The organism is Enterococcus sp. AZ063, from assembly GCF_051715045.1.
Taxonomy (GTDB): domain Bacteria; phylum Bacillota; class Bacilli; order Lactobacillales; family Enterococcaceae; genus Enterococcus_D; species Enterococcus_D casseliflavus.
Map to the genome: position 1 here is coordinate 2,335,178 of NZ_JBIOTA010000001.1, position 22,179 is coordinate 2,357,356.

General features: G+C 42.7%; 16 protein-coding genes. 1 reads left to right on the forward strand and 15 read right to left on the reverse strand.

Translation table 11 applies throughout. The annotated features are described in order from the left end of the window. Positions 1-12: 12 nt before the first annotated feature. From hslU to IGK61_RS10815, 13 genes are all read right to left on the reverse strand, one after another. Positions 13-1,410, reverse strand: a complete 1,398-nt coding sequence (gene hslU, locus IGK61_RS10755) for an ATP-dependent protease ATPase subunit HslU (RefSeq protein WP_010749393.1) — start codon at positions 1,408-1,410, stop codon at positions 13-15. A gap of 14 nt (positions 1,411-1,424) precedes the next feature. Continuing rightward, entirely contained in the window at positions 1,425-1,967 is a 543-nt protein-coding gene (hslV, locus tag IGK61_RS10760; RefSeq protein ID WP_005229630.1) for an ATP-dependent protease subunit HslV, read from the reverse strand. Between the two features lie 22 nt (positions 1,968-1,989). Beyond that, positions 1,990-2,928 carry a tyrosine recombinase XerC gene (gene xerC / locus IGK61_RS10765; protein WP_081091721.1) on the reverse strand — a complete coding sequence of 313 codons (939 nt, stop codon included), beginning with the start codon at positions 2,926-2,928 and terminating at the stop codon, positions 1,990-1,992. A 196-nt stretch (positions 2,929-3,124) separates the two neighbouring features. Further along, positions 3,125-4,561: a flotillin family protein gene (locus IGK61_RS10770; RefSeq protein ID WP_074535150.1), complete on the reverse strand. Its 1,437-nt coding sequence runs from the start codon at positions 4,559-4,561 to the stop codon at positions 3,125-3,127. A gap of 13 nt (positions 4,562-4,574) precedes the next feature. Beyond that, positions 4,575-5,000 carry a hypothetical protein gene (locus tag IGK61_RS10775; RefSeq protein WP_074535149.1) on the reverse strand — a complete coding sequence of 142 codons (426 nt, stop codon included), beginning with the start codon at positions 4,998-5,000 and terminating at the stop codon, positions 4,575-4,577. A gap of 119 nt (positions 5,001-5,119) precedes the next feature. Next, entirely contained in the window at positions 5,120-6,421 is a 1,302-nt protein-coding gene (trmFO, locus tag IGK61_RS10780; protein WP_005229622.1) for an FADH(2)-oxidizing methylenetetrahydrofolate--tRNA-(uracil(54)-C(5))-methyltransferase TrmFO, read from the reverse strand. Positions 6,422-6,572: 151 nt separating this feature from the next. Next, positions 6,573-8,651 (reverse strand): type I DNA topoisomerase, encoded by a 2,079-nt coding sequence (topA, locus tag IGK61_RS10785; protein WP_005229621.1) that lies wholly within the window; start codon positions 8,649-8,651, stop codon positions 6,573-6,575. Between the two features lie 143 nt (positions 8,652-8,794). Then, complete coding sequence (gene dprA, locus IGK61_RS10790; RefSeq protein ID WP_074535148.1) at positions 8,795-9,673, reverse strand: DNA-processing protein DprA; 879 nt, start codon at positions 9,671-9,673, stop codon at positions 8,795-8,797. A gap of 68 nt (positions 9,674-9,741) precedes the next feature. Next, positions 9,742-10,506 carry a ribonuclease HII gene (locus tag IGK61_RS10795; RefSeq protein ID WP_074535147.1) on the reverse strand — a complete coding sequence of 255 codons (765 nt, stop codon included), beginning with the start codon at positions 10,504-10,506 and terminating at the stop codon, positions 9,742-9,744. Beyond that, positions 10,490-11,356, reverse strand: coding sequence for a ribosome biogenesis GTPase YlqF (gene ylqF, locus IGK61_RS10800; RefSeq protein WP_074535146.1), 867 nt, complete (start codon positions 11,354-11,356; stop codon positions 10,490-10,492). The genes IGK61_RS10795 and ylqF overlap by 17 nt, the downstream gene beginning before the upstream one ends. Positions 11,357-11,776: 420 nt before the next feature. Further along, a complete protein-coding gene (locus tag IGK61_RS10805; protein ID WP_074535145.1) occupies positions 11,777-12,673 on the reverse strand; it encodes a class C sortase in 897 nt (298 codons plus the stop codon). A 22-nt stretch (positions 12,674-12,695) separates the two neighbouring features. Further along, the gene (locus tag IGK61_RS10810) at positions 12,696-14,564 is read right to left on the reverse strand and encodes a SpaH/EbpB family LPXTG-anchored major pilin (protein WP_074535144.1); all 1,869 of its coding nucleotides are present in this window, start codon (positions 14,562-14,564) and stop codon (positions 12,696-12,698) included. A gap of 54 nt (positions 14,565-14,618) precedes the next feature. After that, positions 14,619-18,194, reverse strand: coding sequence for a SpaA isopeptide-forming pilin-related protein (locus IGK61_RS10815; protein WP_074535143.1), 3,576 nt, complete (start codon positions 18,192-18,194; stop codon positions 14,619-14,621). A gap of 343 nt (positions 18,195-18,537) precedes the next feature. Between IGK61_RS10815 and IGK61_RS10820 the strand changes: the two genes are divergently transcribed. Further along, a complete protein-coding gene (locus tag IGK61_RS10820; protein WP_074535142.1) occupies positions 18,538-20,031 on the forward strand; it encodes a helix-turn-helix domain-containing protein in 1,494 nt (497 codons plus the stop codon). Between the two features lie 128 nt (positions 20,032-20,159). Here the strand turns inward: IGK61_RS10820 and lepB are convergent, their stop codons facing one another. Further along, positions 20,160-20,708, reverse strand: a complete 549-nt coding sequence (gene lepB / locus IGK61_RS10825; protein WP_074535141.1) for a signal peptidase I — start codon at positions 20,706-20,708, stop codon at positions 20,160-20,162. Between the two features lie 31 nt (positions 20,709-20,739). Further along, the gene (locus tag IGK61_RS10830; protein WP_060792211.1) at positions 20,740-22,170 is read right to left on the reverse strand and encodes a S41 family peptidase; all 1,431 of its coding nucleotides are present in this window, start codon (positions 22,168-22,170) and stop codon (positions 20,740-20,742) included. Between the last annotated feature and the right edge of the window lie 9 nt (positions 22,171-22,179).

Genomic DNA, 22,179 nt, shown 5'->3' on the forward strand with positions numbered 1-22,179 from the left:
GGTCCGCTCCCTTTATAAAATATACCGGCTTAAGTCTTCATCTTTTGCGATTGACGCAAGTTTTTCTTCCACATACGCTTCTGTGATCGTGATTTCACCCATTTGCATCTCAGATGCTTCAAACAATAGATCTTCAAGTAGTTTCTCTAGAATCGTATGCAAACGACGGGCACCGATATTGTCGGTATCGCGATTCACTTGATACGCGATTTCGGCAATTTTTTCGATGGCTTCCATCGTAAAGACCACTTTGACATTCTCGGTTCCTAACAAGGCAACGTATTGTTTAACTAAGGCATTGTTTGGTTCCGTTAAAATTTTAACAAAGTCTTCCTTCGTCAAGTCATCCAGCTCCACGCGGATCGGGAAACGCCCTTGCAACTCAGGGATTAAATCGCTTGGTTTTGATAGATGGAATGCGCCTGAAGCGATAAAGAGAATATGGTCGGTTTGTAACGTTCCATATTTCGTATTGACTTGTGAGCCTTCAACGATCGGCAAGATATCTCTTTGCACCCCTTCACGAGAAACTTCTCCTGATTGCTGTGATTTCGAAGATACTTTGTCGATTTCATCAAGAAAAATGATGCCGCTAGATTCCGCCAAACGTAATGCTTCGCTATGAATATCCGCGTCGTTGACCAGTTTGGAGGATTCTTCTTGAATTAACAATTCCCGCGCTTCTTTCACGGTTACTGTGCGTTCAATTTTCTTTTGCGGTTTCAATGCACCTAATGTTTCATTCAAATCAATGCCCATTTGTTCTAAGCCATTGTTCATCATTGGCGCTTGATTTTTCGGTTCATCGACTTGGATCGTCACTTCTCGGTTATCCAAAAGGCCTTTTTCTAATTGTTCGAAAATCGCTTGGCGATTGCTGCGAATCTCATCTGTCAATTCTTCTTTTGGTTCTTCTGGTTGTTGTGCGGCGTTGAACATATTCATCATTTGTTCATAAGGATTGGTGTTCTTTTTCTGTTCCTTTTTAATACCGGGAACTAAGACTTTTACTAAACGACGATTGGCTTTTTTCTCCGCTTGGATGCGCACGTTTTTATATTGTTCTTTTTTCACGATTTGGATCGCGTTTTCTACAAGGTCACGAACCATCGATTCTACGTCTCGACCGACATAACCGACTTCTGTGAATTTCGTTGCTTCTAGCTTAACAAAAGGCGCATCAACGATTTTCGCTAGCCGTCGCGCAATTTCCGTTTTCCCAACGCCCGTTGGTCCAATCATCAAAATATTTTTTGGTGTGACATCTTGCTGCATTTTTTCATCTAATTGCAGACGGCGGTAACGATTTCTTAAAGCAACCGCCACTGATTTTTTGGCATTGGTTTGTCCAACGATGTATTCATCTAATTCTTTCACGATCTCTCGTGGTGATTTGTTTTGGTTTGTCATATCGTCATCCCTCTTTAAAACTCTTCTACAATGATATTGTGATTTGTAAAGACACAAATGTCTGCTGCGATATTCAAGGCACCTTCAGCGATTTCTTTGGCAGATAGTTCACCGCCATAACGTTTCATCGCACGGGCTGCCGCCAAGGCATAGTTTCCACCTGAACCGATAGCTAAAATCCCTTCATCTGGCGAAATGACCTCACCTGTCCCTGAGACTAAGAGCATCTCCTTGTCATTCATGACGATCAGCATCGCCTCTAATTTTTGCATCGATTGCTGCGTCCGCCATTCTTGTGCCAATTCTACTGCAGCTCGTTGCAAGTTTCCGTTGTATTCATTTAGTTTTCCTTCAAATTTTTCTTCCAAGGTAAAGGCATCTGCCACACTACCGGCAAAGCCAACGATCACTTCACCGTTGTAAATTCGACGGACTTTCCGAGCGGTTCCTTTCATAACGACCTGTTCTCCCATCGTTACTTGTCCGTCACCGGCCATGGCAAACTTGCCATCTTTTTCAACCGCACAGATGGTGGTTGAATGAAATTCTGACTTCATTTACGTTCCTCCTGTACCAATTTTACGCACGTGGATGAAATTGGCGATAATTTTTTTGTAAACTGTCTTTGGTGACATGCGCATAAATCTGTGTCGTCGATAGATTGGCATGCCCCAACAATTCTTGAACGGTCCGCATATCGGCGCCGTTGTTTAATAGATGGGTCGCAAACGTATGCCGCAGCATATGAGGATGGATTTTACTGTCTAAACTGCTTTTTCGGATGATTTGATTCAATACATACTCGATCCCAGTTGCAGTGATCCCATCACCAAGATGATTCACGAAGAGAACCTCGTGTTCCTTGTTCTGCTTTGCCATCAGCTGCTTGCGTCCTGAGGTAAGATAGCGCTTGACTGCCGCTTGTGCGTAACTGCCGAAAGGAACATAGCGATCTTTGTTGCCTTTTCCGTGGATCAGCAAAACGCCGCTTTCCCAATCGATCGCGCCCAGCGTCAGACTGCTACACTCGCTGACCCGCAGACCTGAACCGTAAAGGACTTCTAACAATGCTTGATTGCGCTGTTGTAATGGCTCATCACCAGCCACACTTTGAAAAAGAGCATCCATTTCCTTTTCATAAAAAAAACGCGGCAATTTAGCGTTTTTCTTTTTTAAATGAATGTAGGCGAAGGGATTCTCTTTGACGATCTCATGCTTGGTTAGAAATTGGTAGAATGAACGCAAGCTAGCCATTTTCCGACTGATGGAATTACGGCTATACCCTCGTTCCGTCAAATAGCTCAAATAGACACGAACATCACGATACTCCACCGCTAACGGGTCTTCATTGCCAGACTCTTTCAAGAAGTGAAAAAAATCGCTCATATCTTCTTGATACGCTTTTTTTGTCTTTTCCGAATACCCTCTTTCAACAATAAGATAACGAAAAAACTCTTCTTGTAATTGATCCGTTTGCAAAGTAACCCCCCTTTTCATGATTCGAAATAACTTTAGCATAGACCACAAAAAAAAACAAATGAATTGTCAGAATTTAATCAATATTTCAAAGTTTAGACATAATTGTGAAAACTTTCTAAGAATCTTCGTAAGATTCTTATCATTCTTCAGAAAGATCCGTTAAATGCGCCAGAAAAACGTACCAGCCCCTCTCCTCAAAAGAAAGAGGGACTGATACGTTTCCACTTATTTGCTTTTATTCGATTGGACCAGTTGTTGGCTGAGGCGAACCATTGCTTTTTGAAACAGCTTGAACTAGCTCATTGTTTCCTTGTTTTGTGGACATCGTGTCATTGATCAACGCCACTAAGTCTAATCCGGTGGTTTCTTTGATCGTATCAAAGGTTCGCGCTAAACCAGCTTCCCCCATTGATTGAAGCCCATCGTTGCCGCCAAAGCTGACCACTTTATCGATATTGCTAAGGGGCGCATTGACTTCTTTTGCGATTTCAGGCAGCACTTTGATGAACTCCATCAAAATACCAGCTTCGTTCAGTTTGGTCAAAGCAATCGCCATCTTTTCACGGCTTTCCGCTTCGGCTTGACCGACTTTTGCGATTCGTTCCGCATCGGCACTACCTAATTTTTCAATTCGTTCCGCTTCCGCTTGTGCAGCCAATTTGACTTTTTCCGCTTCGGCTTGTGCTCGGGCGATTTCACGGGCTTTGTCTGCTAATGCGTTTTGTTCAACGACATATTTATCTGCTTCGGCTTTTTTACGGACAGTTGCATTCAATTCTTTTTCTGTCAATTCCGCTTGTTTCTCTTGAATCTCAATATTTTTTTCTTGCTCGATCAATTGCACTTTCATTTGTTCACCGACCGCGATTTGCTCCGCTTTCGCATCCGCAACTTCACGTTCTTGTTTGTACTGCGCTTGTTTCAACGCCATATCTTTTGTCGCTTCCGCGATTTCTGTTTGGCGACGGATCTCTTCATGCTGTGCCAATTGCTCATTCTCAGCTTGCTTGATCCGCGTTTCTCTTAAGGCATTGGATTCTGCTACTTCAGCGTTCTTCTTCACTTCAGCAATCTGGGGACGCCCTAAAGCATCCAGGTAACCATTGCTGTCGCTAACGTCTTTGATCGTAAATGATACGATCTCCAGCCCCATTTTTTTCAAATCCGTAGAGGCAACTTCTTGTACTTGTTCCGCAAAATCATCGCGATTTTTGTAGATGGCTTCCACCGTCATCGTTCCTAGAATTGCCCGTAAGTGACCTTCTAAGACTTCTTGCGCTTCATCTTCCAGTTCACCAGTGGATTTGCCTAAGTATTGTTCAGCGGCTGTCTTGATCGACTCGGTACTGTTGCCGACTTTCACTAATACCGTGGCACTGGCTTTGATCGGTACGCCTTGTTCTGTATAAACTTCTGGTGTCCCAATCTCTAACTTGTGGGTCAGTAAACTTAATTTATGTGCCTTTTGAACAATAGGAATCACAAACGTCCCACTGTTTTTCAAAATCTTGATGCCTTCTTTTCCTAAAAACGACCCCGTAACGATCAATGCTTCATCGGGTTTCCCAATGCGATAGCGTATCATCAAAAAAGCGATCAATAAAACAACGAGGACAACGCCCCATAAAATCGGATTACTTAAAAAATCAACTGCTGATCCTGTATCCACCATAACCTAACACTTCCTATTCTATAAAATTTTTACTTTCAACCACCAACGCGATCCCTTTTTTATCAAAATCGACAATGATGACTTTGGTGCCGACTGGCAATCGAACATTGTTTTCACGATCTTCTTCCCGAAAAAAACGAGCAGGATAAACAGAACGTGCACCTTGACTCCCTATTTCCATGACTTCGCCGATTGTGTCTCCGACAATCTTTTCCGTCAGTTCGCCGATCACAAACTCATTGCGGCTAATGACATTGCTGCGGTTTTTGTCTGTGATGCGATTGTAGAGCCACATAAAGGGGCCCAACAGCAAACTAAATGCAACAAAGACAACGAAAATGCCCCCGACCAAGAGGATCAGCCAACCTAAAAATTGGATCACTGTAGGAAAACGCTGTAAATAGTTTTGAATCAAATGAATCCAATCTCCGATCACCATCTTCACCACCTTCTGTCATTGTTACTGTCTATCATAAGTCACCTTGATTAAAGTTTCAAGACAAATTAAAAAAAAACTTTCTTACCAATTATCAGTAAGAAAGTTTTCGATCATCGTTTTTATAGTTGTTCCTTGGCTTTTTCTAACGCAGCTAACGCTCGATTTGCCAATGCTTCATAACGGGATTTCTTGTCTCTGATTCGCTCTGGAAGTTCTGGTAACAACCCAAAGTTTGCATTCATTGGTTGGAAGTGTTTGCCTTCAGCATGGGTGATATAATACGCCATACTACCAATTGTCGTTTCTTGTGGCATAATGATCGGTGCTTCGCCTTTTGCAAGTTTGGCAGCGTTGATGCCGGCCATCAATCCGCTGGCTGCACTTTCGACATACCCTTCGACCCCTGTCATTTGACCAGCAAAAAAGAGGTCCTCACGTTTTTTCGATTGATAGGTTTGTTGCAAAAGCTCAGGTGAATTCATAAAACTATTCCGATGCATCACGCCATAGCGCACAAATTCAGCCTCTTCCAATCCAGGGATCATCCGGAAAACCCGTTTTTGTTCGCCCCATTTCAAATGTGTTTGAAAGCCAACGATGTTATAAAGAGAAGCCGCCGCATTGTCTTGACGCAGCTGAATCACTGCGTAAGGGCGCTTGCCGGTTTTCGGATCTTCCAATCCAACTGGTTTCATCGGACCAAACAACATGGTTTTCGGACCACGACCAGCCATGACTTCGATCGGCATACACCCTTCAAAGAATTTTTCTTTTTCGAATTCTTTCAAAGGAGCCACCTCTGCATTGACCAAGGCCTCACGAAACGCATAAAACTCCTCTTCATTCATCGGACAGTTCAGATAGGCTGCTTCACCTTTATCGTAACGAGATTTCAAATAAACTTTATCCATATTGATGGTTGATTTGTCAACGATTGGAGCTGCGGCATCATAGAAATAAAATCCTTCAGATCCGTTAAACGCTTGGATCGCTTTTGAGAGCGGTTCAGAAGTCAATGGACCTGTTGCGATCACAGTGATGCCTTCTGGAATTTCAGTGATCTCCTCTTCGATGACTGTAACTAAAGGATGCTCCTTGACACGTTTGGTGACCAACTCTGAAAAATCATCGCGATCCACAGCTAAGGCACCACCTGCTGGAACCGCTGTTTTGTCTGCAGAAGTGATAATCACTGAATCCAAGCGACGCATTTCTTCTTTCAAGACACCGACCGCATTCGTTAAATTGTTGCCTCGTAGTGAATTGGTACAAACAAGCTCGGCAAAATTATTTGTGTGATGGGCTTCTGTCGACTTCTTAGGACGCATTTCATAAAGATTTACTGCGACACCTGCTTGCGCTGCTTGCCACGCAGCCTCGCTTCCGGCTAAACCGGCACCAATAACATTGATTTCTTTCATAGTGCTCTCCTTTTAGTTCAAAAGCTCGTCTCTTTTCATAAGAAACAGCTTGTATTAATCAAAAGGACCGGCGCTTTCTTTTGTCAGCCAACGATGAGGCTGACCGTTCAAGAGAATACGCCGATTCTTTTTTAACAGGATATCCTGCTAGTTATTTTTGCACATTTTCTTCATAGTCGCCTTTGATACAAACGACTTGTTTCCCACCTTTGACTTTCTTTTCGACTAAATAATTATCACACTTCGGACAATTACGACCCACTGGTTTGTCCCAAGAAGTAAAGTCACATTCAGGGTAGCGGGTACAACCATAAAACAACCGGTTTTTCTTCGATTTGCGTTCAACGACTTGCCCTTGATGACAGACAGGGCACTCAACGCCGATTTCTTTCACGATTGGTTTTGTGTTGCGGCAATCTGGGAAATTACTGCAAGCATAAAACTTTCCGTAGCGGCCTAATTTGATCACCATCGGATGACCACAAAGATCGCAATCAAAGCCTGCAGGTTCATCTTTGATTTGAATTTTTTCGATACTTTCTTCTGCAGTCGTCAATTCTTTTTCAAATGGGCGATAAAACTGATCGACAACTTTGACCCATTCTTCTTTCCCAGCTTCAATGCTATCCAAGCTATTTTCCATTTCAGCAGTAAAATGCATATCAACAATTTGCGGGAAGAATTCCTCGATCAACGAATTGACGATCTCACCAAGTTCCGTTGGCTCAAAACGTTTTTGCGTCAATTTCACATAATAACGCCGCTGAATGGTTTCTAACGTCGGTGCATAGGTTGAAGGACGACCCACACCGTTTTCCTCAAGGGTTTTGATCAACGTTGCTTCGCTGTAACGAGCAGGTGGTTGGGTGAAATGCTGTTTCGGTTCGATCGATACGGATTGAACGACATCTCCTTCGACTAACTCTGGCAAGATGTTCTCTTTGTCTTCTTTGCCATCATCGCGACCTTCCACATAGACCTGCATAAATCCTTTGAATTTGATCTTTGAACCATTGGCAATAAAGATGACACCATTTTGATCCAAAGTAACTTTCATCGTATCCAAAATCGCCGGCGTCATTTGACTAGCCACAAAGCGAGACCAGATCAAGCGATACAATTTTAATTGGTCTTTGTCTAAGAATTTCTCCATGGCTTCTGGCGTACGCAAAACACTGGTCGGTCTTACTGCTTCATGGGCATCCTGCGCCCCTTGTGCATTGGCGCGTTTTTTGCCACCGTGAGCGGAGAACTCTGAACCATAGGTGTTTTCGATAAATTCGGCTGCTTCCCCTTTGGCTGTGTCAGCGATTCGCGTCGAGTCGGTACGCATATAGGTAATCAAACCGACAGTCCCTTGTTTGCCAAGGGCGATCCCTTCATAGAGCTGCTGTGCGACCATCATGGTTTTCCGTGTTCGAAAATTCAGTTTGCGGGCTGCTTCTTGTTGCAAACTACTGGTGGTAAATGGTGCAGATGGATTCCGTTTGCGTTCTTTCTTTTCAACCTTTGTCACTTGAAAGTCTTTACCAGAAAGGCGATCGGTGACTTCTTTAATACTTTCAGCATTCGGTAATTTTTTCTTTTTGCCATCTAAGCCCCAAAAATTGGCTTTGAATTTCTTCGTGGCTTTTTTAAAGTTTCCATCAATGCTCCAATATTCTTCAGGAACAAAATCACGGATCTCTTTTTCACGATCAATAATGATCTTAAGCGCCACCGATTGAACACGTCCAGCACTTAACCCTTTTTTGACTTTGCGCCAAAGGATCGGACTCAATGAATACCCGACTAAACGGTCTAAGATCCGCCGTGCTTGTTGAGCATCGACGAGATCCACATCGATCGTTCTTGGCTCTTTGAAGGCTGCTTTGACCGCATCTTTAGTGATTTCATTAAAGACGACACGATTTTTATCTTTTAAATCTAGTCCAAGTAGAAAAGCTAAATGCCAAGCAATAGCTTCTCCTTCTCTATCCGGGTCACTTGCGAGGTAGACTTTTTCAGCTTTTTTCGCAGCAGAACGGAGACTTTTGATCACGTCACCTTTTCCACGGATCGAAATGTAATGAGGCTCATAATCATTTTCGACATCGATCCCCATCTTACTTTTAGGGAGATCACGAATATGACCGACACTTGCGACGACTTTGTAATTTCGTCCAAGGTATTTTTCAATGGTTTTCGCCTTTGCGGGCGATTCCACGATTACTAAATATTTATATGCCATATAAAGAATGGCTCCTTCCTGAATTTTTCCTACTATATATATTCTATCAATCAGTGAACCTATCGTATGCAGATGAAACATACAAATCGTAGCTTATCATAGCTTTCAAGAAAAGGTTTGTCAAGGAAGGTTGATTGGAAAAATCAAAAAAAGGCTAACTCTTGTAAAATATCCGACACGCTAATCGTACATTTTGCACCATCTTGAATCAAGCGGTGACAACCTTTTGACTGATCCGAAATCATTTCACCAGGCACTGCAAAAACTTCTCGTCCATTTTCCATCGCTAACTGTGCCGTAATCAAAGAACCGCTTCTTTCCTTGGCTTCAATTACGCAGACCCCTTTTGAGATCCCCGCAATAATGCGATTGCGCAGCGGAAAGTGGTATCTTTGCGGTTTGGTATCGTGCGGATATTCGCTTAGCACCAGATGTTCTTGACGGATCTGCTCAAACAACCGGTAGGACGATGCCGGATAACAATGGTCCATCCCAGAAGCAATCACGGCAATGGTTTGTCCACGATTTCTGATGGCTGATTCATGGGCAAAGCTGTCGACGCCATTTGCTAATCCACTGACGATCGTATAGTTTTCTGTCACTAAAGGCGGGATCAGCTTTTCGCAAACTTTACGCGCGTAGCGAGAAGCTGTTCTTGCACCAACAAACCCAATCATGGTCGTTTGTAGCAAATGCAAATTCCCTTCATAAAAAAGCATCAATGGTGGGTCTGCAATTTGCCTTAAAAGCATCGGATACTCCGCCGAAAAGAAGGTGAGGTAGTTCTGTGCGCCCATCTTTTGTGCGACGTGTTCGTCCGTCAATTGCTCCCATGATCGCCGAAAAACCGCACGGTGCTGTGGAAGGACCCCGATGGCAATCATCTCTTCCAGCGAACAATTCATCTCTTTTGTTTCCAACCAGTGCCAAATGATCTTCCAACAACCTTGCAGACCAATTCCCTGACAGTAGTACAGTTTTATCAACTGTTTTTCAAAATCTGTTGCTTGTTGATACTTCATAAACAAAGCCCTCTTTTCTTAGTAATCTTACTTATAAGATTCGCTAAAAAAAGAGGGATGGATGAAATTTATAGATATTGTTTTACTGGCGCAAATGTTTTTCGATGAATGGGACAAATTCCATGGGCAGCTAGCCCTTCTAAATGGACTCTGGTTCCATACCCAGCATTTTGATCAAACCCATAAAAAGGATAGACTTCATGAAAATCTTTCATTAAATTGTCTCGATATACCTTGGCGATGATACTTGCTGCGGCAATGGAAATGGAACGGGCATCTCCTTTGATCAAGCTTTGTTGAGGGATTTCCGTATCGATCGTCATCGCATCGATCAGTAAATATTCGGGCTTGACTGCTAAGTCGATCAAGGCTTCTTTCATTGCTAGACGACTGGCTTGATAGATATTGATCCGATCGATCTCTTCTGGACTGACCACACCGATACCGACAGCAACGGCTTTGTTTTGAATTTCGATAAACAGCTCTTCTCTTTTCTTCGCAGAAAGCTGTTTGGAATCATTTAGACCTAAGATCTGACATTCCTTAGGCAAGATGACCGCAGCTGACACAACGGGTCCTGCTAATGGTCCGCGCCCCACTTCATCTAAACCAGCAATAAAACGGGCGCCTTGCTGAAATGCTTCGTTTTCAAAACGCATCATTTCTTCGTATTTTTCCTGCAATAGCTGGTGTTTCACTCGCTGCTTCTCGTATTGTTGCAGCAGCTTTTGGACCCCCGCTCGTTCATCTGCTTGCAGCGCCTGCAAATACGCTTGGTCATTGAAAGCTGGATCAAATAATCGCTCTTTGATTGTCTTAATCGGTTGTTTCATCTTGGCTTTCCATTTCCTCCACTCGATCTAGTGTATATCGGCCCATTTTCCCTTGCCGAATGTCGAAGACAACGAGTTCGCTTCCTCGATCGTAATTGTCTTTATAGCCACGTTTTTCCGTGATTTTCATCAACAGATCGGGCGCTAACAACGCCTCTTCTTCCGCTTTTAGTTGGTAACGATTCGCGATTCTTTCAGGATAATAGCGGGCAAAAAAATCAAGTCCATACAATGCGATATCATCCAAATGGATCAGCTGGTCTTTGATCGCTCCGGTCAATGCTAGCTTCTTGCCGATCTCAGGATCTTCAAATTTTGGCCATAAGATCCCAGGCGTATCTAGAAGCTCTAGATCAGTCCCAAAACGCAGCCATTGCTGCCCTTTCGTCACGCCGGGTTTATTGCCCGTCTGAGCGATTTTCTTCCCTACTAAGCGGTTCATCAAGGTCGATTTTCCGACATTCGGGATGCCAATCACCATTGCTCGAATCGCACGAGGCTTCAAGCCTCTCGCTTTGTCGCGAGCAATTTTTTCCTTCAAGACTTGTTTTGCTGTAGGAACAATGGCTTTAACCCCTTGATTGTCTTGGGCGTTGATTGCCAGTGCTAGATAGCCTTGTGCTTGGAAATAATGCTCCCATTTTTTGGTTTGAACGGGATCTGCGAGATCCGCTTTATTGATCAAGATCAATCGTGGTTTTTGTTGTAATAATTGATCTAACATGGGATTGCGGGATGAAATCGGCAAGCGTGCGTCCACGAGTTCAAAAACGATATCCACGAACTTTAATTTTTCACTTACTTCACGTCTGGCTTTCGCCATATGGCCTGGAAACCATTGAATGGTCATTTGAACGTTTTCCTCCTTGGTACTTCTTCGAATTGATAAAAAAGACAGTCGTTTTTATATTCGTGTAGTCTATAGGTGACAAGAACGAAGGCTACTTGCTTTTTTTGAGTCTGAAAAACCCATCAGTGCAGCAAACTAGCTGAACTGTTTGCGGATCAAGGTTCTTTTTCCAACCTGATGCATAGGAAAAGCTTCGAGCGCGTTTGTTTCAGCGCTCCTTGACTTTTAATTTTGGGGAAGTGGTTGAATGAAGCATCCTTACCGCTTTATTTTGGTTTTTCCTAACACACTCACAATAGTCTGACTGCTTTTTTGCTATCTTTTATCTTAGTTATTGTACCATATTTCACACGACATGTTTCATTCTGACTTAGGTTAAAAAGTCATTTTCTTCTACTTAGTGAGAAAAACAAACGATCCTTACTTTTCATCAATGGAAGTATTCGAATGAAGACGTTTTTTCCGCTGAATCCTATTACTAATCAACAAGAGGAGGATAAGAACAGTGATCACGCCTAGCATCAATCCTACTTTTTGCTGCTGTGCTTTTTTGGCGGCGGCTGTTTCTTTTTCTTCAACATAAGGAATTCTTTTGCCCCGTACCAATAAACGATGGCTATTGACCATATAGGGGGTACAGGTCAACAGCGTGACATAATCGTTGCCTTTCACAATTTTTAATGCCTGAGTATCATCAGGGTCGACCGTTTTTATCTGATCTACTTGATACGCCAATGTATCATCAAACGTTTCGATATAAAACTCATCACCGATCTGCAGCTTAGGCAGATCCGTAAAGAGCGTTGCACTCGTTAACCCACGGTGCCCGCACAGAACGGCATGGGTATCTTCACCACCAATTGGATACGAAGCGCCCTCCAATAATGTTGCGCCTCTTTTTAACAGCGTATCGGTGGTTTGATCAAAAATCGGGAGAACGACACCAATCACCGGGATCTTTAAAACGCCGATCGTATGTCGTTCATAGTAATCAGGTGTATCAACTGATTCTGAGTCCCTTGTTTCTGATAAATCTTGCGTTTCTTTGATTCCAGGATTGCTGGGCTGCTGGGCCAGCTCTTGATTTGCTCGTTCCAACTGGTTCCTTTTTTGTTGTTTTTCTATTTCACTCATTTTTTTGGCTTGGCTTTGGTAGAAACTGATCAACTGTTGATCCAAAAATGTGTTGAGCTGATTACTTACAAAAGGATAACTGATGATCAAAACCCCTAGCAGCAGCAGAACACCCATCAGAAAATCCAATAAAGTTACTTTTCTAGTTGGTGCTTTTACGCCATTTCTTCGTCTGATACTCATCGTGCTTTTTCATCTCATTTACTTACCCTTTCCGTTTTACAAAATAACCCCCTGCTAAACCAACGATCATCACTCCGATTGCGCCCATTAAATACGTGCCGACACCACCAGTTGCTGGTAAGGTTCCTTTGCGGCGGTTAGGAACTTTTTCGGGCTCTCCCAATTGCTCTTTCGTTCCATAAGACGTTTCATGCACTTCAAAAGCGATGCGATTTGTTAGCAGCACGTAATTTTTCGGTGCTTTTACTTCTTCCAAATAGTACGTGCCAAATTTCAACCCGATGATATCAACCAATCCATCTGTACCTGTGGTAAATTTCGTCGCTTCATCCGCTGTTTGCACCCAAGATACCTGTTTGGTTCCCTCTTCGATTTTCAAGTAGTTGGCATCATCACGGTCTTGATCTCGTACAACAAAAACTGCATCTGCCAATGCTTCGGTAGCGGTCACAGCCCCATCGACTTTTAAGAAGCGTTTGCCCCCTGTCAAAACTTCCACGCTTGGGGGCGTTTGATCCGTCATGAAATCCGTTTCTACATTTGCTTCATTCGTAAAGCCATTGATAGGCATAGCCTGTTCATTTAAATACATATAATACACAAAGCGCAATTGATTTCCCGGCGTTAATTGCGGCACAAATTCTGGATTGATGGTTAACGTAAAGCCATGCTCTTTTTCCGTTACTTGATAGTTCGTTGAATCGATTTTCTTTTCTCCATCATACAACGCATAGCCAGTTTCTCCCTCTGCTGTATTTTCAAAAGTCAACGCTGGATCGTGCGCATCGATCAATTGGAACTGTTTGTATTTGTTTTCTGCTCCTACTTTGTCTTGGATACCTAATGGGATATTGACCGTTAGGTGATATTGGATTCTTTCGCCGATTTCCACGTCTTTGCCGTCTAATTGTGGTGTTGTTTTGGTAACATTTGTCGTGTCATTCTTGACTGTTAGCTCAACCGTGACGTCATTGCCTGCTGCGATCGAAAAATCCTTGATGGTTTCTTGTTCGATCAAGGCGGCTTGACTTGGGGCTTTCGTTTCTTCTAATTGATAGGTGCCTGCTTCTAACTGCTCAACTTTTAACTGTCCTTTTTGGTTTTCTTCAACATCGATGGTCGTTTCTCCAGCAGCATATTGTTTACCTGTTAAAAAGCGGTACGCTGCTTGTTTGTCAGTCGTCCACGTATAAAGTCCATCGGCTGCACTTAAAATATATTTCTTGGTCTGTTGGTTTCCTTCTTGCTTTGAGATAACAAATTCCGCATCATTCAGTGGTTCGTTTTCCCCCGTTCCTCGTTTATTCACAAGGAGCGTTCCTTCATTTGTGACAGTATTTTTAGGATAAAGATGAATCGTGTCTAATTCTTCTCCCCCGTAAGCATACGACCCGTCTGCTTGTTGGATCATTTCGTACACAGGAAAGGCGATCACCATGTTCTCAGCAGTGGTAACACCGTCTTTAGGGTCTTCTACAATGGTGTAAACTGCATCCCGATCGGCTTGTTTTTTCGGCAATTCAAGAACCAAATCACCGGCTGCATCTGTTTTCCCGCTAGCTACAGGGGAACCAGGCGTCAAGGTTTGGACTTGACGTTTGGCTTCTTCAACGGATGCCCCTGCAGATCGTTTTTCATAAAATGCTGCGGTCACATCATAGACCGAAAAAGTGACATCGGCTAAGCCTTGGTATTGATCAAACTCTTCCATCTCAGTCCCACTATTTTGAATCAATGAACCTGGCAAATTGACCATTTTCTTTTTATGCAGATGGACCTGTGCCAAATTGCTCTCTGCGGATACTTGCTGATTTTTTGTTCCAAAAAAGACAAATGGCAAAAGTAAAAATAGGAGCCAAACCATTTTCGTATGATTAAAAATCTTTTTCATTGTTCTTTCCTCTCTTCTAATTTTTTTTTCGTTTTTCATTCGCTAATGGAAAAATTACTTTAATGAAGGCTTATCTTTGCGCGTAACGTACAGATAGCTACCTGTTAAAAGGACTAGTAGACCTGCTGAAAGAATCGCCAGCCACCCATGCCAATTCCCTCCTGTTTCAGGAAGAGACACTTTTACTTGATTGGTGACGATCAATTCTATTTGATTGTTCTTTTCTCCAGAAACAAGAAGATTCGGCTGCAATTTTCCGTCAATCAAGACACTGCCATCCTCTTCAATCCTAATTTTCACAGGTGCTGTTAAACCAGCATAGCCTGTAGGCGTAACAATTTCTTCTAAGGTATAGCTGCCTGGTGTTAGATCATGGAAATGAAATACCGCTAGCGATTCTTGGGATTCTGGTAATTCTATCGTCTGACCGTTTCCGCTTAAGCGGAATTTGGCTCCCTCAAGCGCTTGTCCCAGTTCATCCTGTTTATTGACCACCAAATCAAAAGGTTTTAACTGATTACCATGGGTAAGAGTCCAACAGTTGGCATCTGCAGCGACGTTTTCCCCTTGATACTGGATCTTTCCGTCTGAACCAACGACAAACTCATAATCACCAGCAATCGTATCGTATCCAAGCGGACCAGCTGTTTCTGAGATGCGATAAGCGCCCGGCTCAAGGATCGTAAATTCAGCCATCCCCACGTCATTCGATGTTTCTGAGGCAATTTCTTGATAATCCCCCGCTGCTGTTTTTTGTTGCAGAGAAAAGACAGCCCCAGCTAACAGTACTTGCTGCTCTTTTTGTACCGTATATTTTCGAATAGCAACTGGAATTTCTGTAAACGGATTGGTGATCTCCAGCGTAATCGTATGATCGTCCACTGTGACGGGTTGCCCATCGATCGTCGTATTCCCTTGCGCATCGATATGAATTAGCCACTCTGTCTGCTTAGACAAATGATGTCCCGCCGGTGCAGTGACTTCCTCCAAACGATAGGTCTGATCTTTTTGCAACACAGTATCTGCTGGCAGCTCATACGTTCCATCCCCTTGGTCCACAAGGGTCACTGTCTCTCCTGCCCCCGTTAATTCAAAAACGGCACCTGTCAGCTTCACCTCTCCTACAGCGGATTTTTTGATCAGGTTTAATGCCAAGGGCACAAACGCCTTTGTGTTTTTCCATGTATAAGCGTCCACTTTTGTCGCTTCATAACCTGCCACTGCTCGCTCATTTGTGACTTGATAATCAAAAGTTTCTCCTTGATTGTTATACAGCGGTAGTAAACGGGTTTCTTCGTACTCCGTCCCATCCTTTTCAGAAAGCGCGTAAACTTTGCTTCGTTCCCAAGTTGTCTGATCTTGGGCATCGGTCTCAGTAAGTTTGAGATACCCTGTTTGCCAGCTATTCTCATTGCTGACAGGACTCCTGCTTATTTCAAAATAGATCGTTTCAGGACGACTGGAGGTATCGCCATCGTATTCTTCCCAGTGCTTTTTGATCGTCACCTCCTTCCCAGGTGCTTTGGCAGATGGCACACCAAACAATGCCTTTTGATCGGACTGATGATTCGGATAAAACACCGTTTCGCCATTCATTTGATACCAAGTATCTGGTTTAAAATCCGCTGCTTCTGTTTGAATCCGCACTTGATAATGAATTTGCAGTTCTTGCCCTTCGCCTAAATAAAGACCCGAAGCATGGATTGTATTGTCAGACATCGAAATGTCAGGATGCACCGTTAGAGCAGCAGACCCGACACTTTTGACGGACAAGCTATTTTCTTCGTAGACAAATGGCTGCGAAATGGGGTCAGTAATCTCGCCATCGGTGACTGTTGCCGCAATGTGAAGGGCTTTTTTCTCGAGATAGTCGGCAATATCCGCTGCTTCATTGGCTGACTCATAATAAAGATGGCCATCTTCATCAGCAGAAACCATCTGTCTCATTTTTTTCTCGACATCGGCCTTTGTATACCCAGCGGTTTGATCTCCTTGCAGTTGAATCCCCAACCCATGAATCTCGATACCACGTTCTTTTAACGCCATCGCTTCACCAATCGTGGCGATAAAGGTATTGTTGATCCATTTATAATTGTTCTGTTGATCAAACGCAAAATAGCCATTGTAGAGAAACGATGTATTCATCGGCTGGTCTTGAGTAAGAGAAAAGGCGGTTCCATAATAACTGCCGTCTGCCTGGGTATGCACTTTAGACACATGATAACTGTAAGTAGGAACGCCATCCGTTAGCAAAACGATGACTTTCTTATGTCCATTTTGCGTCGATAGCATATCCCCTGCTTGACGTAGCCCCCTTTGTGTAAAGGTTCCCCCAGCTGCTGTTTCTGGCGTCATCGATCGGATCGTCTCTTTGACTTCAGAAAATTTTCCTAATTGGCAGGTTTTGTTTTGATAATTGCTGCCATCACTGGAATAACCGACATAGCCCATGTAGACACTATCCTGAATGCCGCTTCCTTCAATTTGATTCAAAAAGCGATCCACGCCTTTTTTCACTTCTGCGATCCGTCCCATCTCATTCATACTGCCTGACCAATCCACTACCAACACGACATCGATGGGATCAATTTGACGTTGAACATTCCCTCGTACATTTAGGTAGACATCAAATAGTCCTGGGGTATTCGTCTCTTTGGCAAATTTTCGTAGCGCGAAATCTGCTTCGTCTCCTACACCACCATATTCAATATATGAATGGGTCAAATTTGCTGGATCGCCATTCCATGTAGTTATGCCGTCCCACGTTTCGCCTGCATCCTTGTTCCCCTGATGATTTAAGACGTTACTGTTCTCATCAGTTTTCCAGTTCGCCGCAGGATACGTCCCGCTTTGGTCTGTCGTATAATCTGGTTCAATCGAAGCAAAAGTTTGTGAAACAGTCGTTTTTTGATAAAGACGTTCTTGTTTAAATGGTTCAATGAGCGTTTCCTCTTCAGAAGCACTTGTCGCCGTTCCTGTCTCGTTTGTCTCTTCCTTCGTTTCTTCGTTCGAAACTTCTTTTGAACTTTCAGTCGCCGCTTGCTCCGAGGTCGACTCACTCACGGCTTCTGAAGAGGATCCAGTGCCAGAATTGACTTCTGATGTTTCTGAAGAAGCAGAATTTGTGGCAAGTGGGATTTCAAAAACTGATTCATTCGAAGACAGTAGGTTGTACGATTCTTCACCTTCCTTGTCATATTCTTCGATCTGAATCATCAATTTTAGCTTTTTCGTTTCTTCAGGCAGCTGAAAGATTAGTTCTTGTTCCGTTGGTGTTTGCAAGAAATCTTGGGTTGTAAGCCAAGACTGTGCGGAATCATCCTTGACTTGAGTCATCTCTTCATTGCTTGTTTTTAGTAACAACTGTTCCTTCGTTTCATCGATCGCGTATAGTTGTACCCAGAGACGCTGCTGTTTGTTTTTTTGTGGTAGCTGATAGCATAAAGAAAATTGAGTGCCCTCTTGGTGACCAGTCAGCTTGATTTGCTTCGTTTCAGCAATAGTGATCGTGTTTTCTTCTTGTGCACTTGCTGTCCCGTTTATTTGCAAACTCGAATAAATGAAAAATAATATCCCCCCTAACATACAGAAAATGAATGAGAACCAGTGGTGTCTCTTTGTCAAAAACATAAAAAGACCTCCTTTCAAAGAATCAAAAATTACAAGCTGATCATACAAGAAAGAAGCAAAAGACACCTCTTTTTTTTATTTTCTGAAAAATAGAACTAATTGGCACACCTGTAGTTATTCATAATGAAAAAAAGCTGGTTATTTTAAAGTTAATTCATTATCGATATGTTATTTAATAATGTAAAAAAACTATTGTTTTTCACCTGCGATTTCTATTTTTGTTCTTTATGAGACAGTTCTATGAAAAATTTGTCTCAATTTTTCTAAAAAAAAACAAAAGTTTTGAGACGTGTCTTTACACCGTTATATAAATACGTTATTAATAAAACAAGAAGGTGATCATTTGATTGAAAAAATACTCTTAGATACCCGAGCGTTAGACAAAATCGGACTCTACGGAAAACTATTATCAATTGCTCCGGGTGAATACAACCTAGAGTTCGTGAAAAATCTGACCCACTTAAGTGCAACACGATTGAAAAGTTTACTTTCCTCGATCCAAATCGACTTGCAAAACCTCTCCTCAGTGAATCTTTCATTACATAAAAACACCCTGAATCTTCCTAAAAATTTGATTGAATACAACCAATATCAGCAATTTTTAGCGCAAGAAAGTATTTCTTACAAATTATTGTTAAGCATCTTGACCAATCAAGATGAAAGTTTACTGGCATTTTGCCAAAGAAACTATATCAGTCGTTCGACTTGCTTTCGGCAAACAAAGAAGCTGCAAGACCATTTGAAAGAATTCAACGTGACGTTAAATCAGTCCGCTATGGCACTTACAGGTTCGGAGATGGTGATTCGCATCTTATTGTTTAATTTTATCTGGCACATTTCTTTAGGAGATAGTTTGGCGCGGGCATTTGATCAAGAGATCGAAGAACTTTTTGTGACTTACGAAGGAACGAAGTACAAAAGCAAGTATGAGATTGGCAAAAAAGAAGCCTTGCTTCATTGCAAAATCTGTCTATTTCGTATCAAGAATGGCCACGCGACAAATCTTTATCAGTTAACGAACCAGTCCTTTATTCCTAGTGGTGAAAATCTTGATTTCTTTTCAGCGTTTTTTGAAATCATTGATTCAGCGATAGATATTCTTGAGATCAATGCTTTGTTTTTCCTTTTTTATTACTGGCCGATGCTAACTTCAGCGGCAGACGTGCGCCTTCCGATCGTTCAAGACTGTTACAAGCATGAAAAATCGGAGTTAAAGGAACTGATGGCTGAATTTGAAGCACACTGCCAAAAATTTCTCTGTGATTTTGATTTCGACCATCAATCGTTTCTTTATATGAATACATATCTTACATTGCTGAAGTTCTGCATATTCAAGCAAAAAGTTCCTCTTTTAAATTTTTTCGAAGCAACTATAATCAAAGATAAGTACCCATTACATACGGTTTTGACAAATACGATTCAGAGCTTTTGGCGTAAAATAGCAAACCGCAAAGGCTACGAGTGGTTAAAAGCCTGTTATACGGATCTTGCTTTTTATCAAGCGTGTTTGCTTTACCCCATTTACATCGAAAAGGAACAGAAATATAAGCTTAAAGTTGCTTTTGTCTATGTATCCAATTACTTGGTCTCAATGGAAGTGTTTAATATATGTGAACGGTTGCCCTATGTTGAAATTGAACGGATCACGCTGCCAACAGAAGAACCTTTTGACTTTTATATTCTGAGTTCCCCACAGCTTTTACCTCCTTTTACAACCGAGGAAAACACGGCGATCATTGATTTTTGCCGCTACCGTGATTTTGAAACGAATCTATGTCAGAAACTCTTGGCTGCTTTTAATGAAAAAATACAAAGAATAACTGCCAATAGCGCCTAAGTCCACCCTTTTCTCGATACAAACCACATCCTTTTGAAAAAGGATCATTGCTATACAAAATCCCCCCTTGAAATCAACAGATGATTCCAAGGGGGGATGTTTATTAAGAATATTCTATTTTTCTCAGTCTAAATCAGCCGAATATGAGTCAGTGGATAATAAACAAAGCGGGCATTGCCTAAAATCGCATCGCCTGATATAGGACCAAAGGAGCGGCTATCTTTAGAGGCACGTCGATTATCACCAATGACAAAATAACTGTCTTTGCCTAATTTCTCCACGCCTAATAAAGATTCCAAATCAAAATCATTGGTATAAGAGGCAGACTCATGATCGTTGCTGCGGTTTTTCACTAGAAAATCTTCATCTACCGGTTCATTATCAATGTAAAGCTGATCATTGACATATTTCACCGACTCACCCGGCAAGCCAATCACCCGCTTGATATAGGTCGAACCATCTGGCAGCTGGAAAACAACGACATCAAAACGCTGGATCGGTGAAATCTTTTCGATGACTACCATATCTCCTTGTTGCAACGTTCCTTCCATGGAGTTCCCTTCAACAGGAACCGGAATCAGTAAAAATGCCCGAATCAAGAAGGCTGTTGCAAAGGCGATCAAGGCATATTTTACGACTAGCCAAAAACGATCGATCCACTGTTTCTTGGCATTCACAAATCTACCTCCTCTCCGATTTATTCCTTACTTATTTTTCTGAAAGCAAGGACAGTGCTTTTAAGTACGCTGGGTCCTCTGCTTTGAGTTTTTCTGCTACTTCTTTTTCAATTGCTTGGGCAGTGTCGGCATCGACTTCACCAGTTGCCTTTAGGTCATGAGCTTCTTGGAAGGCTTTCACAGCTGCAGTCGTCTCGTCATTGAAGGTATCGCCGCTCGTGGCATACCCTAACGCTTCAAGAAATTGATTCAGATTGTTGACAGCCGTTGACGATTGTCCAGCTTTTAAGGCATTATCACGAGGTAATGGCGGGAAATACGCATATTCTGGATAATCCTCTTCATAGTCTGGCATCACACCTTGATCGTTGACCCAATTTTCATTCGGTGTCAGCCATTTCATGACCGTCATTTTTAATTCACTATTATCCCCCAAATCCTTCACATTTTGAACGGTCCCCTTACCAAAGGTTTCCGTACCAACGACTGGGATATCCGCTGATTCTTGCAAGGCTGCGGCAAAAATCTCAGCTGCGGAGGCACTGCCGCCGTCGACTAAAACAACGACTGGCTCTGTGACTTTGAATCCTTCATCCAATGCTTCGCTCGCTTTGGTCTCACTGACAACCCCTTGATTGTTGGCAAACTTCACGATCGTTTGGCCGTTTTCTAAAAACATACTTGCCATGATCTGGACTTGATCCAGCAATCCACCAGGATTTTGTCTTAGATCAAGAACAAACGACTTCGCACCGTCTTCCCGCAACTCGGTGATCGTTTCTTTCAACTCAGCTGCTGTGTTTTCGGCAAAGGAGGTAATATCAATTCGACCAATCGTATCATCATTTTCAACCAGTTCACCATGGACCGTTTCGATTGGGATCACGTCCCGAGTGATTTCCACATCAAAGGTATCTGCTCCACGCTGAATCGTTAACGTCACCTGCGTGCCTTTTTCCCCTCGAATCTTACTCACGACTTCAGACAATTCCTGTCCTTGCGTATCTTCCCCATCAACTTTGACGATTCGATCATTCATGCGCAGACCACTTTTTTCTGCAGGGGTGTTTTTGATTGGCGCTTGTGCGACCTCGGGATAGTCTTCCACGATCGACAAAGTAGCACCGATCCCTTCAAAACTTCCTGAGAGGGACTGATCCAAGTTATCCGCATCTGATTGGTTCAGATACGTCGTGTAAGGATCGTCAAGCGCATCGGTCATCCCTTGAAGAGCACCCTCAATCAATGCATCCTCATCGACTTCTTGGTAATAATTCGCAAGAATCTGGTCATACAACGACTGGATTTTCTCCATCCCGCTGGCTTCTGTCGTCGTTTCTGTCGCAGGTTGTGTCGTCTGCTGATTTTGCTGGGCTGTTTGCCATAAGTAGACACCGCCTCCCGACAAAATCGCGACACAGACAAGAGAAACGATATATCGGCTTGTCGTTACATTTTTCATTCACAACAC

Coding starts and splice junctions, on each gene's coding strand:
- IGK61_RS10775 (WP_074535149.1), bottom strand. CDS start 5,000: ATGGTGATCGGAGATTGGATTCATTTGATTCAAAACTATTTACAGCGT.
- IGK61_RS10830 (WP_060792211.1), bottom strand. CDS start 22,170: ATGAAAAATGTAACGACAAGCCGATATATCGTTTCTCTTGTCTGTGTC.
- hslV (WP_005229630.1), bottom strand. CDS start 1,967: ATGAAGTCAGAATTTCATTCAACCACCATCTGTGCGGTTGAAAAAGAT.
- IGK61_RS10770 (WP_074535150.1), bottom strand. CDS start 4,561: ATGGTGGATACAGGATCAGCAGTTGATTTTTTAAGTAATCCGATTTTA.
- hslU (WP_010749393.1), bottom strand. CDS start 1,410: ATGACAAACCAAAACAAATCACCACGAGAGATCGTGAAAGAATTAGAT.
- xerC (WP_081091721.1), bottom strand. CDS start 2,928: ATGCTAAAGTTATTTCGAATCATGAAAAGGGGGGTTACTTTGCAAACG.
- ylqF (WP_074535146.1), bottom strand. CDS start 11,356: ATGACCATTCAATGGTTTCCAGGCCATATGGCGAAAGCCAGACGTGAA.
- topA (WP_005229621.1), bottom strand. CDS start 8,651: ATGGCATATAAATATTTAGTAATCGTGGAATCGCCCGCAAAGGCGAAA.
- trmFO (WP_005229622.1), bottom strand. CDS start 6,421: ATGAAAGAAATCAATGTTATTGGTGCCGGTTTAGCCGGAAGCGAGGCT.
- IGK61_RS10805 (WP_074535145.1), bottom strand. CDS start 12,673: ATGAGTATCAGACGAAGAAATGGCGTAAAAGCACCAACTAGAAAAGTA.
- dprA (WP_074535148.1), bottom strand. CDS start 9,673: ATGAAGTATCAACAAGCAACAGATTTTGAAAAACAGTTGATAAAACTG.
- IGK61_RS10810 (WP_074535144.1), bottom strand. CDS start 14,564: ATGAAAAAGATTTTTAATCATACGAAAATGGTTTGGCTCCTATTTTTA.
- IGK61_RS10815 (WP_074535143.1), bottom strand. CDS start 18,194: ATGTTTTTGACAAAGAGACACCACTGGTTCTCATTCATTTTCTGTATG.
- IGK61_RS10795 (WP_074535147.1), bottom strand. CDS start 10,506: ATGAAACAACCGATTAAGACAATCAAAGAGCGATTATTTGATCCAGCT.